Source organism: Pradoshia sp. Z6_59, from assembly GCF_058267515.1.
In genome coordinates this window covers 21,174-39,238 of the sequence record NZ_JBZCPP010000028.1, presented here as the reverse complement: position 1 = coordinate 39,238, position 18,065 = coordinate 21,174, and the positions used below count along the sequence as shown (strand labels likewise).

Genomic DNA, 18,065 nt, shown 5'->3' with positions numbered 1-18,065 from the left:
TAAGTCCAGTTGAATACCGGACTCAGATCTTAGAAGCTGCTTAATTTTTTGTGTCTAACTTTCTTGGGTCAGATCACATAGATTAACGCCCTAATAGTTTCGGTAAACCTTTTAGCCTCTTATTGTATATGCTCTCTTCCTTGCATAATCTATCAAGAGAAACCTTTCAAGCAGTCCAGAAAATGATGAAAAGCCGTACTCGAATATCTACTGCCCCACAAAAACACCTCTTCACTAACACATTATTCTGTGAAGATTGTCAAAAAGGTATGTGGTTTAAAGCTAACCAAAAAGGCTATCGATGCGGTGGAAACATTAAACACGGAGATACATTCTGCCAAAATAAGACCGTTGTTCGAGAAAAAGATCTTGCACATATAATCCAAGAGGATCTTCAAACACTATTTCATTCCTTTCAGGAAGAGTCATATTTGAAGGATTTACTTGATAAATTAAACAGCAAGAAACGGCAATTACAAAATGAGTTGCAAAAGGTTGAAACACAAATTAATAACCAACGACAAAACAAATTGAATTATGTCAATTTGTATACCGAAGGTATCATTACCAAGGATGAGTTAATGGACTTCAAAAAATTAACCGAAACAAACATAGAGGATTTAGGAGTCTCTAAAGCTACACTATTAGAGAACCTTAATGAATGTTCCGAGGAAAATTACACCCTCGAAATAGCTAATAAGTTAAGGGAATTTCTATCACTTAAAGAATTAACTCCACAGGTCCTACACACTTTAGTAGAAAAAATCACTTGTAACACTGGTGGAGAAATTCGGATTAAGTATAATTTCGTAAATCCTTTACAAGAAACATAAAAGGCAGTGCCCCCAATTTAGAGGGCTTACTGCCTTATTTTAAAATGAGTTGCGAGATACACTCCACGTGCATTGTCTGCGGGAACATATCCACAGGCTGTACTTCCACCGTTTGATAGCCATGCTCCTCCAAATACATTAAGTCACGCGCTAATGTCGCTGGGTTGCAGGAGACATAGACGACTTTTTTCGGCTTCATTTCTGCGATGGTGTTTAAGAGATTTTCGTCACAGCCTTTACGTGGTGGATCAACAACTAATACGTCTGCTGTGATGCCTTCTTCGTACCAGGCCGGGATGACAGTTTCAGCACTGCCTACTGCAAAGTCGACATTGGTTATGCCGTTTAGCTCTGCATTCTTTTTGGCGTCTTCGATTGCTTCTGGGACGATTTCGACTCCATATACCTTTTTCGCCTTTTGTGCTAAAAACAAGGAAATTGTACCGATTCCGCAATAAGCATCAATAACCGTTTCGTTGCCTGATAGGTTCGCATACTCCAGCGTCTTATCATAGAGAACCTTCGTCTGCGTAGGATTCACTTGATAGAAGGAGCGCGGAGAGATGGCAAATTTAACATCACCGATATAATCATAGATTACTTCCGCTCCCCATAATACAGTTGTTTTCGACCCGAGAATAACGTTTGTTTTCAAGGAATTCACATTCTGAATAATGGATTTCACACCAGGAACTGCATCAATAATCTCTTTAATGATTTCTCTAGCATGCGGAAGCTCAGGTGTTCTTGTTACAAGTACGACCATAATTTCACCAGTAACCTGTCCATGACGTACCATAATATGACGAAGCAATCCTTTATGATTTCGTTCATCATAGGCACGGATACGATACTTTTCGCAAATCATTTTTACGGTCCTGATAGTATCGTCATTTTCAGTCACCTGGATTAGACATTCATCCATATTAATAATTTCATGGGAACGTTTAGCATAAAAGCCGGCAACCAGACCACCTTCCATTTCTCCAACAGGTACCTGGGCTTTATTACGATAGTTCCATGGCTGCTCCATACCAAGTACTGGATGGACCGGTACATCAGGCAGTTTTCCGATTCTCGCCATAATTTCCCGAACCATTTTTTCCTTTGCCTTCAGCTGGCCTTCATAGGATAAATGCTGAAGCTGACAGCCGCCGCATTGGCGATAAATCGGACACGGTGGCTCTACTCTGTCAGGACTTTCTTCCACAAGCTCCATCAAGCGGCCAAAGGCATAGCCTTTATTAATTTTGGTCACTTTAATACGAGCTTTTTCTCCCGGTAAACCAAACGGAACAAAAATAGGATATCCTTCTACCTTTGCAACTCCGGAGCCTTCATGAGTCAGATCCTCAAATACAACATCTATATAATCATTTTTTTGAATTGGCGCTTTTTTCTTTTCAGTCATTCTTTGCTAACCTCGATTTTTTATTGAGTACTCATGATTGTATCATAAAACAGGACAGACAGATAATCCATGGATTTTACCATTAAGTGAAACTTTGTTAAATGGGTTTTCATCCAGCTCCTCTTTCGGATTAGTTGAACCTGTCGGGTTCTTGCTGACGTTTATCCTCCAATTTATACTTCTGCTTACATTTAATGGAGGTGTTAGCACCAGCTTGAACGGGATAAAAAAACCAACCTCTTAAAGAAGTTGGTCTAAATCTGGCTTATCAAATACAGCATCGTCAGAAACAAGTATATGCCGATCTGTTATTTTCTGCTTTTCGTGTACGCCTTCCGGCACGAATACATCCAAATGACGATAGAGGTTAACAAATTCCGCAGGTGCCAAACCGCCAAACTCTCCATCTAAATTTAACTGCAGCTTTTCAGATGAATGCACTTTAATGCGGTTCGCCTTCACATAAATCACGGATGGGTCATGAATATGCTCTCCGCGTAAAGCTAACGCTGCGATTCGTACAAAATCTGGCAGGTTAATTTTCTTTAAAATTAACAATGTAAACATACCATCATTGAGGGAAGCATCTGGTGCCAACCTTTCAAAACCACCAACTGAGTTTGTGTTGGCAACAAGGAATAGCATCGCATCACCTTCAAATAGTTTGCCGTCATACTCGATTGACATCTGAGTTGCCTTAAGAGACGGCAGCAACATTTCCAATCCTTTCATATAATATGCCAGCTGTCCCAGTCTGGTTTTCAGCTTGCTCGGCACTTCATATGAAAGCTCGGTTAAGCGTCCACCAGCTGCTATATTAATGAAATAACGATTATCCATTTTTCCAATATCAATTGGAATCGTAAGCCCTTCTGCAATCGTTTCAGCAGCTTCAAGTATCGATTTCGTTGATATACGTAAGGCGCGAGCAAAATCATTTGTGGTCCCTACTGGGATAATTCCCAATTTAGGTCGGTATTCCTGTTCGGCCAACCCATTCACCACTTCGTATATCGTTCCATCTCCACCAGCTGCAATAACCACGTCATAGCGCCTTTCCACAGCAATTTGTGCCGCTCTTGTCGCATCGCCCGCTCCAGTAGTTGCATGACAGGAAGCTTCATATCCAGCCTTCTCTAAAATTTCCAAAACCTCAGGTAACTGTCTTTTAAACGCTTCTTTCCCGGAGGTAGGATTGTATATTATCCTTGCCTTTTTCATAATCAATCATCATCCTATATTACAAATTCGGAGTTAATATATCTGTTAAAAAAATACCTCTACTATTATACATCCGTGATAAAACAATTGCTAATTTTACTTATCTTCGGGTATATTTGATGACACGCTGATCAAAATGGCATCCCCATTACTGCCGACCTTTATATTTGCATATTTAGCAACCTGTTCTACTTCTATCCCCGTGCCTTCTTCAATGAAAAAATTCTCAATGCCATAGGTAATCGTATTTCCATTTGCTTTTCCTGTAACAATCACTTGATGGTCATCTGATTTTTCTTTTTTCGCTTCTTCTATAGTATCATATATCTCTTTAATCTGATAAATCCCGCTTGAATCCTTTTCAACAAGCACATATACACGGTCATAACGTTCATCGGAATCTATCTGGCTAATATTATAGGTTAATTGTACATAATCTCCCTGCAAAATAGAACGCGGGTCAACTGGCTCTACCTTCAAGACAATGTCAGTCCCATTCTGCAGGATTGTTTCCTTCTGAAAAATAATTACGAACAGGATGATTAGCTGAACGAATACAATTGGTACCCATTTACGTACACTGCGCAAAACAAATTCGAATCGCTCCCTGCTATTGTTTCTTTCTGTTTTCTTATCCAGATAAATCGCTATAGAGAAGAATATTGCTCCTACAATTGCAAAGGTAATCGACTTATGGAGCAGTGTCCAAAATAAATCATAGTATTTATAACCGAGGTAGCCGATCAGATAAAAAACAGCAGCATACTCTAGCCAGTGATTTCTTTTATGCATAACACGATACGTAAAATAAACCAGGAAGAAAAGATAACTGAAATTGTAAAGGTAGTAAAGTACACTGTTTTCTGAGGAAAATGTCAGAATGAGCCAAAGTGTCAGAATTGCAACCAGGTTCCATCCTTTTGTATACGGATTTTTTAGCCAGAAGTATAGTCCAAAGGTTAATGCAATCAATAGAATGACGACCAGTTCACCGGATATCCCTGAGAATAATTCATAAAGCAGGAGTACAAATCCATAAATCGTTCCACCTAAACCCAATGGGTATATGATTCTCTCTCTTTCACGCCAGGTTGTATAGCCAATCAGGAGTAAATAAATGATTAGAACAACGCTTGAGTGATACCACAGAATCGAAGATGAAATAAGCAACCCCGTCAATATCAATGTGTATCGAAGAATAGAATGCTCCCTGGCAATATGACTGCCAATCGGAACGAGAATAACCATACTCACCATTAACCACACGATATCCTCTCCTAATCCAAACAAATAAAGCATACCGATTAAAGAGGAGGATAAAAGTAAAACTGCCAGGAAAACAAAGACTAGCTTAATAAGCGTTGGGAGAAAGTTATTTTTATCGTTTGTTTTGGAAGCAGTGAGTTTAGCCAGCCATTTAGAGCCAAAAATAATGAGAGTGACTGCAATAAGTAACCCAACAAAATAAGCTAAGAAGCCATTTATCCATGAGGAAACCATGAGAAATTGCGCAATAAGATTAATGGCAATTCCTAAAGAAATAATGACAGTAATCACTTTATTCTGTCTCTTATTCATATAGTCATAGAAAATCCAGCCTGAAATGAGGGCAACTGCCAGATAGGCAACAATCCCGACATAAGAAAAAGCATGCTCCTCATTAAATAAATAGATAGATGTCCATCGGATAGTCAGTTCAATAGATAATAACTGAATCCAGACGCTGGATAAATAAGAAATAAGCCATGGTCCTCTTTTTGAGAAGCCATACAGACAAGCAATGTTTAAGATAATGATTCCCAGCAGAATCAATGTGTGCTCTGTATCACCCCTTTCTATCCAGCTATTTAAAGGAAAGAAATACGTGTATACTGTTATATTCAAAAGTATGTAGGATTGAACAAAAAATATCGGATAATGGGTAAACACAGCTAACAGAACAGAGGGAATTAGCCAGACTAAAAATAATGTATAGCTATCAGCGTGTGAATTATATACCTGCCCCAAAAGTGCTACCGCTACTCCAAAAGCGATTGATCCTCCCCAGAATATCCAGGCTCCCACCTCCTGCTGATGCTGCTTCCATTTTGAAAATCCATAGCTTACTACGTAAAAGAAAAGCATTAATATTACGATTAATGCTATTTTCACATAGCGGTCCATTCCTCCCCAGTTGGCCGCAAAAAAATAAATAATCGCACTCAACCCAAAGAGCAGTCCAATCAGGTAACTTGTTTTCACCATCTTTTCTTGCCTCAATTTCTTCACCCCTTCTCTCTATTATGTATATTCTATCTATTTATCAAAAAAACCTATCCTTATCAAAGTTGTTGATACCTAAATAACTGACTAATCTGAAAATATGCATATATCTACCATATCAAACATTCCGACAGAGAGGAACCTAAAAAAAGCCGACAAAGACTGTCGACTTTCCAGTTATACTTAAAAAGCCCCCATACATGAGGGAGGCTTTCAGTTTTCATTTATCTTTTTTGAAGCTCTTCCATAATCAATTTATTGACCATTTGCGGGTTGGCTTGGCCTTTTGTTGCTTTCATCATTTGTCCAACAAGGAATCCAACCGCTTTTTGCTTACCATTTTTAAAGTCATCAATAGATTGAGGATTCTTATCCAATATCTCTGTGACGATTGTACGTAAGGCACCCTCGTCAGAAATCTGCACAAGACCTTTTTCCTTCACAATCGTTTCAGGATTTCCTCCATGCTCCACTAATTCTTTAAATACAGTTTTAGCAATTTTCGAAGAGATTGTACCATCCGTAATCAACTTGATTAATCCCGCTAGTCCATCTGGAGTAAGAGCCGTGTCATGCAGTTCTTTTTGAGATGTTTTTAAGTAAGCTGAAAGCTCACCCATAATCCAGTTGGAAGCCTGCTTAGGTTCTGCCCCGGCAGCTGTTGTTGCTTCAAAGAAATCGGCTGTTTCTCTTGTTACAGTTAGCACACCCGCATCATATGCCGGCAGTCCGAACTCTTCTGTATAACGCTTGATTCGTGCATCCGGCAATTCAGGAATCTCTGCACGCACACGGTTTTTCCATTCATCATCGATATATAATTCAACTAAATCCGGTTCAGGGAAATAACGATAATCATCAGAACCTTCTTTAACACGCATTAAAAGAGTTGCCCCAGTTGCTTCATCAAATCTGCGAGTTTCCTGCTGAATTTCTCCGCCTTCATTAAGTACTTCGGCTTGTCTTTGTTGTTCAAACTCAAGTCCTTTACGAACAAAGTTGAAGGAGTTTAAGTTCTTCAATTCCGTCTTCGTACCGAACTCTTCCTGACCATATAGGCGTAAGGAAATATTCGCATCACAGCGTAAGCTTCCTTCTTCCATCTTACAATCGGACACACCTGTGTACTGAATAATGGTTTTTAGTTTATCGAGGTATGCATAAGCTTCCTCCGGTGTACGGATATCCGGCTCAGAAACAATCTCGATAAGCGGTGTTCCCTGCCTGTTATAATCACACAAGGAATAGCCATCAGCAGTATGTGTCAATTTCCCAGCATCTTCTTCTAAATGAAGACGAGTAATTCCGATTCTTTTCTTCTCACCATTTACCTCAATTTCAATCCAACCATTTTCACCAATCGGTTTATCAAACTGTGAAATTTGATAAGCCTTCGGGTTATCCGGATAGAAATAGTTTTTACGATCAAATTTTGTATCAGTCGCTACTTCACAGTTCAGTGCCATTGCTGCCTTCATCGCAAATTCGACTGCTTTTTTGTTTAATACCGGCAATACACCTGGGTATCCAAGATCAATGACAGATGTATTCGTATTAGGCTCCGCTCCAAATTGGTTCGGAGAGGATGAGAATATTTTGGACTCTGTTTTTAATTCAACATGGACCTCAAGCCCTATGACTGTTTCGTATTTCATTTACTCCACCTCCTGTAGAGACGGTTTTTGTTTATGAAAATCTGTCGCCTGTTCAAAAGCATGAGCAACTTTATAAACCGTGCTTTCGTCAAAATGCTTCCCGATGATTTGCAAACCAAGCGGTAAACCTTTACTAAATCCATTAGGAACGGAAATTCCCGGCACTCCAGCAAGATTAACAGGAATGGTTAAAATATCATTCATATACATCGTCATCGGATCATTTGTGTTTTCACCTAATTTAAATGCAGGTGTTGGTGTAGTTGGTCCTACAATGACATCATACTGATCAAATACGTTTTCGAAATCCTGTTTAATTAATGTACGTACTTTTTGTGCTTTTTTGTAGTATGCATCATAGTAACCGGAGCTTAATGCAAAGGTACCAAGCATAATCCGTCTTTTTACTTCATCCCCAAAGCCCTCAGCTCTCGATTGCTTATACATTTCGAGTAAGTTTTGTGGATTTTCCGTTCTGTGTCCATAACGAACACCGTCAAAACGAGAAAGGTTTGCAGATGCTTCAGAAGAAGACAATAAATAATACGCTGACAGAGCATATTTAGAATGCGGCAGAGATACCTCTTCATGTGTAGCTCCCAATTTCTCCAGAACTGCCAATGAATCGAGTACTGATTGACGTACTTCCTCAGTCACGCCTTCGCCAAGATATTCTTTCGGTACTGCAATCCTAAGCCCCTTTACATCACCGGTTAATGCCTTTGTAAAATCTGGCACCTCAATATGCGCTGAAGTTCCGTCCATTGGATCCAGTCCGGCTATGGCATTTAATAAATAGGCATTATCCTCTACATTACGCGTGATTGGCCCAATTTGGTCCAACGAAGAAGCAAACGCCACTAAACCATAACGGGATACACGTCCGTATGTCGGCTTCATCCCTACAACCCCGCAGAATGAAGCTGGTTGACGGATGGAACCGCCTGTATCCGATCCCAAGCTAAATGGGACTTCACCAGCTGCAACCGCAGCCGCTGATCCACCTGAAGAACCTCCAGGTACTCGTTCTAAATCCCAAGGATTAGCTGTTTTTTTGTAACCTGAATTTTCTGTGGAAGAACCCATTGCGAATTCATCCATGTTCAACTTACCAATTGTGATGGTTTGCTCTTGTTTTAACTTTTCTACAACTGTTGCATCATAAATTGGGTTAAAATTGTCCAAGATCTTGCTGGCACAGGTCGTGCGAAGATTCTTAGTCACAATATTATCTTTAATTCCAATTGGCATTCCAAATAAAGGACCGCCGATTTCTCCGGAAACTAGCTGTTCATCCAGTTTTTCAGCTTCTTTGTATGCATTTTCCTCATTTAATGTTAGAAATGCATTTACATTGTCTTCAACTTTTTTTATTTTAGAAAATGATTCTGAAACTAGATCTGTTACTGATAATTCCTTTTTACGAAGCGACTCATGCAAGTCCGCTATTTTACGATCAAATAAAGACATGATTTCCCCTCCCTGACTACTCCATTATTCCCGGTACACGTATTTGTCCATCTTGATGGTCAGGAGCATTTTTCAGTACTTCTTCCCTAGGCAATCCTTTAGATGCCTTGTCTTCTCTCAAGACATTCTTCATATGTAAAACATGTGTAGTAGGTTCGATATTTTCAGTATCTAACTCATTCAATTGTTCAGCAAACGTAATAATTGAATCCAACTGTTTTTGTAACTTTTCAGTTTCTTCTTCTGTAATAGCTAATCTTGCCAAATTAGCAACATGCTTTACTTCTTCTTTTGAAATGCGAGTCATTTCATACACCTCCATTTTGCTACGTGCTCCAAATACAATTATTATGATAATACCAAACTTTCGCGCGTTAAAGCAATCGGAATTAACCACAGAAACTAGCTTATAGTCAATTAAATAAAGAAAGATGGAATTATTCCTCTGCTCACCGAATTATTGCCCGGGAAAAGTTTGTCATGATTTGATATATCCCCTAATCTCAATTATTGATAAAATACTACACACCACACCCTTTTTATTAATCAATCTACCTTTTTTGACCAGCAACTTATACATTTCTTTCAAAGGCCCGAAATAGAACTTAACCTTTTTTCACCCATGACCTGTTTTTTTGTCAGCAGAATCTCCCGAAAATAATTTAGTTATTTAAATAGAATGAAGTTTCATTCTCCAGATAAAAAAAGGAATCTGAATAAATCTCAGATTCCTTTTCCCATTGTTTATTTGTATATTAGGCTTCCTGGAATTGTTCTTCTTCCGTAGATCCTTTCAGGGCCGTTGTAGAAGAAGTTCCTCCGGTAATAACCTGTGCCACTTCATCAAAATAGCCAGTTCCTACTTCACGTTGATGTCTTGTTGCTGTGTAGCCATATTGTTCGCTTGCAAATTCATTCTGTTGCAGCTCAGAATAGGCAGCCATTCCGCGCTCTTTGTATCCTCTTGCTAATTCAAACATGCTATGATTCAGGGCATGGAATCCGGCAAGTGTAACGAATTGGAATTTGTAGCCCATTTTCGCGATTTCTTTTTGGAAGGTTGCAATGGTTTCATCATCCAATTTCTTCTTCCAGTTGAAGGATGGCGAACAGTTATAGGCTAACATTTTATTTGGATATTTTTCATGGATAGCATCGGCAAATTTCTTCGCATCCTCAAGATTTGGCTCAGATGTTTCACACCAGATTAAATCTGCGTATGGTGCATAAGAAAGTCCCCGTGCGATTGCTTGATCAATGCCTGCTTTCGTACGATAGAATCCTTCAGGAGTTCTTTCACCTGTAATAAATTCCTTATCCGTAGGATCAATATCACTTGTGATTAAGTCAGCTGCATCCGCATCCGTACGGGCAATCAGAATAGTTGGAACGCCCATTACATCTGCAGCAAGACGAGCTGCAATTAGGTTTCTTACTGCTGTTTGCGTTGGAAGAAGTACTTTACCGCCCAAGTGGCCGCATTTCTTTTCAGAAGAAAGCTGATCTTCAAAGTGAACACCTGCTGCACCTGCTTCAATCATACCTTTCATCAGTTCGAAACAATTCAACTGACCGCCAAAGCCTGCTTCAGCGTCAGCAACAATCGGTTGGAACCAATCGACATCTTCTTTGCCTTCTGAATAATGAATTTGATCCGCGCGTTGAAGCGCCTGATTAATACGTTTTACGACAGCCGGTACGCTATTGGCTGGATATAAAGATTGGTCAGGATACATATTGCCGGAAAGATTCGCATCAGCAGCAACTTGCCATCCGCTTAAGTAAATCGCTTTTAATCCTGCTTTCACCTGTTGGACAGCCTGATTACCTGTTAATGCACCTAGCGCATTAATATAATCCTCTGTTTTAAGGTAATTCCAGAGCTTTTCAGAACCTCTTCTTGCTAAAGTATGTTCAATTTGCATAGAACCACGCAGTTTCAATACATCTTCTGCTGTATAAGAACGTTCAATTCCTTCCCATCTTTCATCTTTCCACTCAGCCTCTATTTGTTTAATCAGTTCTTCTCTCATCTTTTGTACTTCCTCCTTTTATATGAAACCTAATGATTTGTTTTATAGAATTTCGTAGGCAGGTAAAGTCAAGAAGTCATAATACTCATCGCTGATAATCAATTTATCAAAAAGCTCTGCTGCTTCGGTGAAACGTCCCTTCGTAAAACGCTCTTCACCAAGATCCTGTTTAATCATTTCAAGCTCTTCTTCTTTTAATGTTTTGTACATCTCCAGATCAATCTTGCGTCCATCATCCAATACTCCACTAGGATGACGTACCCATTGCCACACTTGAGCTCGGGAGATTTCAGCAGTCGCTGCATCCTCCATCAGATTATTAATCGGAGCTGCCCCTCTTCCATTAAGCCAGGATTCAATATATTGAATTCCAACATTAATATTAGTCCGAACACCCTGCTCTGTGATAGAGCCCTCCGGCACCTCGAGGAGATCAGTTGCTTTAACCTGAACATCGTCACGCTTTTTATCTATTTGGTTCGGGTTCGGCATATAGTGGTCAAATACTTCCTTTGCCACTGGTACAAGAGCAGGATGGGCGACCCATGTTCCATCATGGCCATTTTTCGCTTCGCGTTCCTTATCAGCTTTTACCTTGGCAAAGGCCTCTTCATTTGCTTTTTCATCATTTTTAACTGGGATTTGCGCAGCCATGCCCCCAATAGCTGGTGCATTCCGTTTATGGCAGGTTTTAATGGCCAACTGGGAATAGGCAGACATGAATGGCACAGCCATTGTGACAACAGATCGATCCGGTAGAATGATAGAATCATGGTTTCTGAATTTCTTCAGATAGCTGAAAATATAATCCCATCTTCCACAGTTTAAACCGGCTGAATGATCCTTCAATTCATACAGAATTTCATCCATTTCAAATGCTGCAAGGATGGTTTCAATGAGGACAGTTGCTTTAATGGAACCTTGTGGAATACCTAGGTGATTTTGTGCATAAACGAAGACGTCATTCCATAAGCGCGCTTCCAGATGACTCTCTATTTTAGGCAAGTAAAAGTAGGGACCGCTTCCATTTTCGAGTAAGGTCTTTGCATTATGGAAGAAGTAAAGTCCAAAGTCAAAAAGTCCACCGGAGATCGGCTGTCCTTCCAACGTGACATTTTTTTCTTCCAAATGAAAACCTCTTGGTCGAATGATGAGAACAGCAGTTTCTTCGTTTAATTTATATTTTTTACCGTTTGGATTTTCAAAAGTAATTGTACGGTTTACAGCATCGCGGAGATTAATATGGCCTTCGATATTGTTTTTCCATGTTGGGGAGTTGGCGTCTTCAAAATCAGCCATAAAGCATTTAGCGCCTGAATTTAAAGCATTAATCACCATTTTTCGATCAACAGGACCTGTAATTTCAACTCTTCTATCCTGTAGGTCCTGTGGTAAAGGTGCAATTGTCCAATCACCTTCACGAACACTTTTTGTCTCCGGCAAAAAATCTGGAAGTTTACCATTATCGATTTCTTCTTGACGTCTGGTACGCTGCTCAAGCAATTCCTTTCGCCTTGATCCAAAGTGCCTTTCCAGATTCTCAATGAATTCAATAGCTTCCGGAGTCAATATTTCATCAAAACCATTCTCCATTTTTCCAAGAATATTGATTCCATTTGTTTGTACTGCCATGTAAGACATCCACTTCCTTTACCTGTATGTTTTGTTATAAAACAGAAAATTTATTATATTTTGTATTATATAACAGTTTGTGGTTTTTGCAAACTATTTTGCAGTAAAATTTTTCATATTTTATAAAATAGGGCAAAACACCTTACAAACTAAGGAGAAATGTACTATTAGAGATAATAGGTATAGTATGGATTTCATAGACAATAAAATATTTTGATGTTCGTAGCTTAATCTGGAATATAGGACGACTGATTCATCTCGCTCCAATCAACGTAACAATCGCTCAAAATCTATAATTATCACTCATTAGGGTCTATTTCAGCTCAATAAAAGCTCATAAGTTTCTGTGTCCAAATGAATAAGGGGGCCAAAAAGTGTCCGTTCAATTCCTGCTAAAATTCGCTCAATAAAGTGCTCTTTCGCTCATATTTCAATTAAAAGCCTTTGTTTTCTTACTAGGAAACTCGAAAGCTTACATTTTTGCTAGTTTGTTAAAAAGTCGGTTGATTCCTTCTCATTCATTTTTTCATGTTAATAGACTCTTATTACCCCTATTAATAAAAAAGCTCCCCACCGAAAACAATCGGAGAGGAGCTTTAATATAAGCTATATCTTAATAGGTTTCAGATGTAGTTTTAGCTTGCATATGCAATGTTAAGTAGTCAGGACCGCCTGCTTTTGAATCTGTACCGGACATATTGAAGCCGCCAAATGGTTGGTAGCCGACAATCGCACCTGTACAGCCTCTATTAAAGTATAGGTTTCCGACATGGAAATCTTCACGTGCTTTTTCTTGGTGTGCACGATTTCTAGTAATTACAGCGCCAGTCAATCCGTAATCTGTATTATTAGCAATTTCAATTGCTTCATCAAAATTACGAGCTTTGCTGAATGCTACAACAGGACCGAAAATTTCTTCTTTCATAATGCGAGCATCAGGTGCCAAATCGGCTATAATGGTCGGTTGAACAAAGAATCCTTTGGAATCATCCGATTCTCCGCCTGTCATAAGGCGGCCCTCATTTTTGCCAATTTCAATATACTCGGTAATTTTCTTGAATGCAGAAGCATCCACGACTGGTCCCATAAATGTGGCAGAATCAGTTGGATCTCCTACAGTCAGTTCTTTTGTTAATTCAATCGCTCTGTCCAGCACTCTATCATACACATCTTCTACAATGACAGCTCTTGAACAAGCAGAGCATTTTTGTCCGGCAAATCCAAAAGCCGACGCAACGATTGACTTGGCAGCCAATTCAAGATCAGCATCTGAATCTACAACAATTGTATCTTTACCGCCCATTTCAGCGATTACACGCTTCAGCCAAATTTGGCCTTCCTGTACCTTAGAAGCTCTCTCGTAAATCCTTGTTCCAACTTCACGGGAACCTGTGAAGCTAACAAAGCGAGTTTGCGGATGATCAACAAGATAGTCTCCCACTTCACTTCCACTTCCAGGTACAAAGTTAATAACACCTGCAGGAAGACCCGCCTCTTCCATAACCTCTACGAACTTAGCAGCCACGACTGGTGTTGTGGAAGCTGGTTTTAGCAATACTGTATTACCCGTAACAACAGCTGCTACGCATGTACCTGCCATAATCGCAAATGGGAAGTTCCATGGGGAAATAATAATTCCCACTCCCAGTGGTATGTAGTCATATCTATTATATTCATTAGGACGGCTTTGTACCGGCTGTCCATTCTTTAATTTCAACATTTGTCTAGCATAGTACTCAAGGAAATCAATCGCTTCAGCTGTATCAGCATCCGCTTCAACCCATGGTTTTCCCGCTTCTCTTACCATAATGGCAGAAAATTCATGCTTTCTGCGGCGAATAATGGCAGCTGCTTTAAATAAAACATCTGCACGCACTTCAGGTTTCGTTTTACTCCAAGTCTTGTAAGCTTTCAGTGCCTCCTGCATTGCCTTTTCTGCTAGGTCTTTATTTGCCTTGGAAACGCGGCCTACTACTACTTCTTTATCTGATGGGCTAATAGAAACAATTTTATCATCTGTAGATACTCTTTCTCCACCGATAATCAAATCATATTCCTTGCCAAGATAGCTATCTACTAATCCCAAAGCATCCTTAAACGCTTTTTTGTTTTCGCTTACAGAAAAATCAGTAAGTGGTTCGTGCTTATATGCTTGTACCATTTGATTCCCTCCCTATATTTCTGTACTAACCCCTTTTTATTCTACTCTATTGGAAGCTTGTAAGTCATCTAATATAATTTATATTCAAAATCTTCACAAGAAACTAATTACAAATCTATATCTACAAAAAAAGCTACCACAAAGGGTAGCTTAGTTTATTCATTATATATATATACATCTGGTTCTTTGGAATTTGCCTTTTTCACAATGAGTGATTCCTGTCCATTGGAAGATGCAATTTTTGTCTCCACCGATAAATATTCAGGGAAACTTGATTTCACCAATCCAGCCACATATTGTGTAAATCCAATAACCTCTGTTTTTCCGTAAAACTGCATATCTATAGAGATGGTCAGCTTTTGCAATTCTTTATTCACATAAAAGGCTTTCCCAATTACTCCATTAAAATTAGGGAAGTATTCTTCAACATCCTGCTTAAAATTAGCAAAAGTCGTCGCATCATCACGGAAATCCTTTGTTGCTTTATTGGATGGGAATAGATAATACTCTTCTTGTACGTTAGTCCATTTGGAAATCTTATTACTTTTCTCTCCTACTTTTGTATAAGAAATAAAATTCCCAGGCACAACCGCATCCTTGCTTCCTTGTTCAAATAAAGCAACCATAATCGGAACGGTTTCTCCGCCCTCCATCGTTCTAATTCGTTTCACAACTTCAGCTGCAATTTTTTGACCTTCTTCGAGCAGTTTATCTTCATCAATTTTAATCTCGTACGTTTCCCCGTACTTTTCCTTTTGATAATAAAATACTGAGTTAAAGGCAAGCCCTATCGAAATGCCGCCCAACTCAACTTTATTATCATCTGTTTTGATTAGATAATCATGCTCTAAAATATGGGCAAGATATTCTGGATTTTTCTCATATCTTTCCTCAATATCACCCTTCCCATCATCTAGAGGGTTTAAGCCAACGTTGTCCTCAGCAGCCAGTTTGTTCTCTTTCAGCTGCCCTTTTGTATATTTACGATTCAGCCAGCTTTTAATTGTTTTCGTGTCCAATAACTGACCTTCTCTAAAAATATATTCCTCTGTTGGGAATGGGTCATGAGATAATCTCATCAGCCCTGTTTCAAACTCTTCCAAATCAAGTCGCGTATTAATGCTTGAAACCACAAGACCTCTGGAACTGCTTATCTGATAAGGCAGCATCGTTTGATAATAATTATCGGATATTTGATATTCGGGAATAATGGAAGACTCCTTCTTAGAATCTTTCTCGGTATTATCCTCTACTACCTCATCCTTATCAAATTGTGGTGCGCAGCCTACAAGCATTAATGCCAGTACCATGGTTATTGCTATCAAACGCTTCATCCCTACACCTCTATCCCTGCTTGCCCAGTTCTTCCAGTAAATTGCTTTCATCCCATATTTCAATTCCTAAATCCTGGGCTTTTTTTAATTTTGATCCGGCATCTTCCCCGGCTATTACTAAATCTGTCTTTTTACTTACGCTACCTGTTACCGTTCCACCTAAAGCTTCAATCAACTCTTTTGCTTCAGTTCGTCCGTACTTTTCCATCTTTCCTGTAAGTACGATGGTTTTTCCAGAAAAATAACTATCTGTAGCCTCAGCTATATTTTTCTTTTTACCTTTATAGAGCATATTAACCCCAGCATTTTTTAATTCATTGATCAATTGCTGGCATTCTTCCTGATTAAAATAAGTCACAACCGCATCAGCCATTTTGTCCCCAATTTCATTGATAGCTGTCAATTCAGCTACATTTGCAGACATTAGACGACCCATGTCTTCAAATTCTTCTGCGAGAATTCTGGCAGCCTTAGCACCAACATGACGGATTCCCAGTCCAAATAAAAGACGCTCCAACGAGTTGCTCTTAGAAGCTTCAATAGCGTTCAAAAGATTGTTCGCTGATTTATCTCCCATACGCTCCAAATTGATCAGCTGGTCATATGTCAATTTATATATGTCCGCTACATCCTTAATTAACGATTCATCGAATAATTGAATGATAACTTTTTCACCCAGGCCATCAATATTCATGGCATTTCGTGAAACAAAGTGAATCATCCCCTCTTTAATCTGGGCTGGACACTTTGGATTGATGCAGCGCAGAGCTACCTCTCCTTCCAAACGAACAAGCTCACTACCGCAATCAGGGCAATGCGTTGGCATATGAAATTCCTTTTCTTCCCCTGTTCGCTTTTCAAACAGGACATTGACTACCTCTGGAATAATATCTCCAGCTTTTTTCACGACAACATGGTCTCCAAGACGAATATCTTTTTCACGGATTAGGTCCTCATTATGAAGTGAAGCTCGTTTAACTGTTGTACCTGCTACTCTTACTGGGTCCAATAAGGCGGTTGGCGTAATAACGCCTGTACGTCCGACAGTCAATTCAATATCGCGAAGAATAGTGATGACTTCCTCTGCAGGGAATTTATAAGCAATCGCCCATCTTGGACTTTTTGCAGTATATCCTAATTCCTCTTGTTGAGAAAGTGAATCGACTTTGATGACGATTCCATCAATATCATAATCAAGCTCAGGCCTTTTGGCTGACCATTCCTCAATATACTCTAATACATCTTCAATCGTAGCACATCTTCTGCGATGCGGATTGGTTTTCAGTCCTAATTTTTGAAGAAAGTCAAGTCCTTCTCCATGGGATTCAACACCCGTTTCTCCTGTTTCTCCAATCCCATAAAGGAAAATATCCAAATTTCGCGAAGCAGCTATGCGCGGATCAAGCTGACGCAAGGATCCTGCTGCTGCATTTCGTGGATTGGCAAATGGTTCTTCCCCATTTTCTTCCTTCTTTGCATTTAAGGAAACAAACGATTTCTTTGGCATATATGCCTCACCGCGTACTTCAAATGTAACTGGTTCATTCAATCGGAGTGGGATGGAACGAATGGTTTTAAGATTAGCCGTAATATCCTCACCAATTGTTCCATTTCCTCTTGTAGCTCCTTTAACAAACAGTCCTTCTTCATAACGCAGGGAAACCGCCAATCCATCTATTTTTAATTCACATATATAAGAATAACGGTCTGTACCAAGTCCTGAATTTACTCGGCGGTCAAAATCACGCAAATCACTTTCGTTAAAGGCGTTACCAAGACTTAGCATCGGTGTAATATGTTCCACTTTTGCAAACGTATCGAGAACTTGTCCACCAACTCTTTGAGTAGGTGAATCCGGAGTTTGCAGTTCCGGATATAGACCCTCTAATTCCACCAACTCTTTGTATGTTTGATCATATACAGAATCAGAAACTGATGGCTGGTCGAGAACATAATATTCATATCCATATTGGTTTAATAGTGATTGAAGCTCAGCCACTCGTTTTTGCGCTTCTTTTATATCCATATTTTCAGCCCTCTCTACTCAATGTTT

Annotated in this window: 12 protein-coding genes; 1 reads left to right on the top strand and 11 read right to left on the bottom strand. The window is 39.4% G+C overall.

From position 1 onward, the window contains the following. The first annotated feature begins 182 nt into the window (after positions 1-182). Complete coding sequence (locus tag AC4D4B_RS18655; protein WP_490997227.1) at positions 183-833, top strand: recombinase zinc beta ribbon domain-containing protein; 651 nt, start codon at positions 183-185, stop codon at positions 831-833. A 34-nt stretch (positions 834-867) separates the two neighbouring features. Here the strand turns inward: AC4D4B_RS18655 and rlmD are convergent, their stop codons facing one another. From rlmD to ligA, 11 genes are all read right to left on the bottom strand, one after another. Next, entirely contained in the window at positions 868-2,244 is a 1,377-nt protein-coding gene (rlmD, locus tag AC4D4B_RS18650) for a 23S rRNA (uracil(1939)-C(5))-methyltransferase RlmD (RefSeq protein WP_491000759.1), read from the bottom strand. A gap of 240 nt (positions 2,245-2,484) precedes the next feature. Next, complete coding sequence (locus tag AC4D4B_RS18645) at positions 2,485-3,465, bottom strand: diacylglycerol kinase (RefSeq protein ID WP_490997229.1); 981 nt, start codon at positions 3,463-3,465, stop codon at positions 2,485-2,487. Between the two features lie 96 nt (positions 3,466-3,561). Next, positions 3,562-5,724 carry a GDYXXLXY domain-containing protein gene (locus AC4D4B_RS18640; RefSeq protein WP_491000758.1) on the bottom strand — a complete coding sequence of 721 codons (2,163 nt, stop codon included), beginning with the start codon at positions 5,722-5,724 and terminating at the stop codon, positions 3,562-3,564. A gap of 227 nt (positions 5,725-5,951) precedes the next feature. After that, positions 5,952-7,382 (bottom strand): Asp-tRNA(Asn)/Glu-tRNA(Gln) amidotransferase subunit GatB, encoded by a 1,431-nt coding sequence (gene gatB / locus AC4D4B_RS18635; protein ID WP_491000757.1) that lies wholly within the window; start codon positions 7,380-7,382, stop codon positions 5,952-5,954. Further along, the gene (gatA, locus tag AC4D4B_RS18630) at positions 7,383-8,852 is read right to left on the bottom strand and encodes an Asp-tRNA(Asn)/Glu-tRNA(Gln) amidotransferase subunit GatA (protein ID WP_490997232.1); all 1,470 of its coding nucleotides are present in this window, start codon (positions 8,850-8,852) and stop codon (positions 7,383-7,385) included. A 16-nt stretch (positions 8,853-8,868) separates the two neighbouring features. Next, complete coding sequence (gatC, locus tag AC4D4B_RS18625) at positions 8,869-9,159, bottom strand: Asp-tRNA(Asn)/Glu-tRNA(Gln) amidotransferase subunit GatC (protein ID WP_490997233.1); 291 nt, start codon at positions 9,157-9,159, stop codon at positions 8,869-8,871. Between the two features lie 448 nt (positions 9,160-9,607). Then, entirely contained in the window at positions 9,608-10,885 is a 1,278-nt protein-coding gene (gene aceA / locus AC4D4B_RS18620; protein WP_490997234.1) for an isocitrate lyase, read from the bottom strand. Positions 10,886-10,927: 42 nt separating this feature from the next. Further along, positions 10,928-12,517, bottom strand: coding sequence for a malate synthase A (aceB, locus tag AC4D4B_RS18615; protein ID WP_491000756.1), 1,590 nt, complete (start codon positions 12,515-12,517; stop codon positions 10,928-10,930). A gap of 613 nt (positions 12,518-13,130) precedes the next feature. Next, positions 13,131-14,678, bottom strand: coding sequence for an L-glutamate gamma-semialdehyde dehydrogenase (pruA, locus tag AC4D4B_RS18610; protein WP_490997236.1), 1,548 nt, complete (start codon positions 14,676-14,678; stop codon positions 13,131-13,133). A 155-nt stretch (positions 14,679-14,833) separates the two neighbouring features. Further along, a complete protein-coding gene (locus tag AC4D4B_RS18605; RefSeq protein WP_490997237.1) occupies positions 14,834-16,012 on the bottom strand; it encodes a CamS family sex pheromone protein in 1,179 nt (392 codons plus the stop codon). A gap of 10 nt (positions 16,013-16,022) precedes the next feature. After that, the gene (gene ligA, locus AC4D4B_RS18600; RefSeq protein ID WP_490997238.1) at positions 16,023-18,038 is read right to left on the bottom strand and encodes an NAD-dependent DNA ligase LigA; all 2,016 of its coding nucleotides are present in this window, start codon (positions 18,036-18,038) and stop codon (positions 16,023-16,025) included. Positions 18,039-18,065 lie beyond the last annotated feature (27 nt).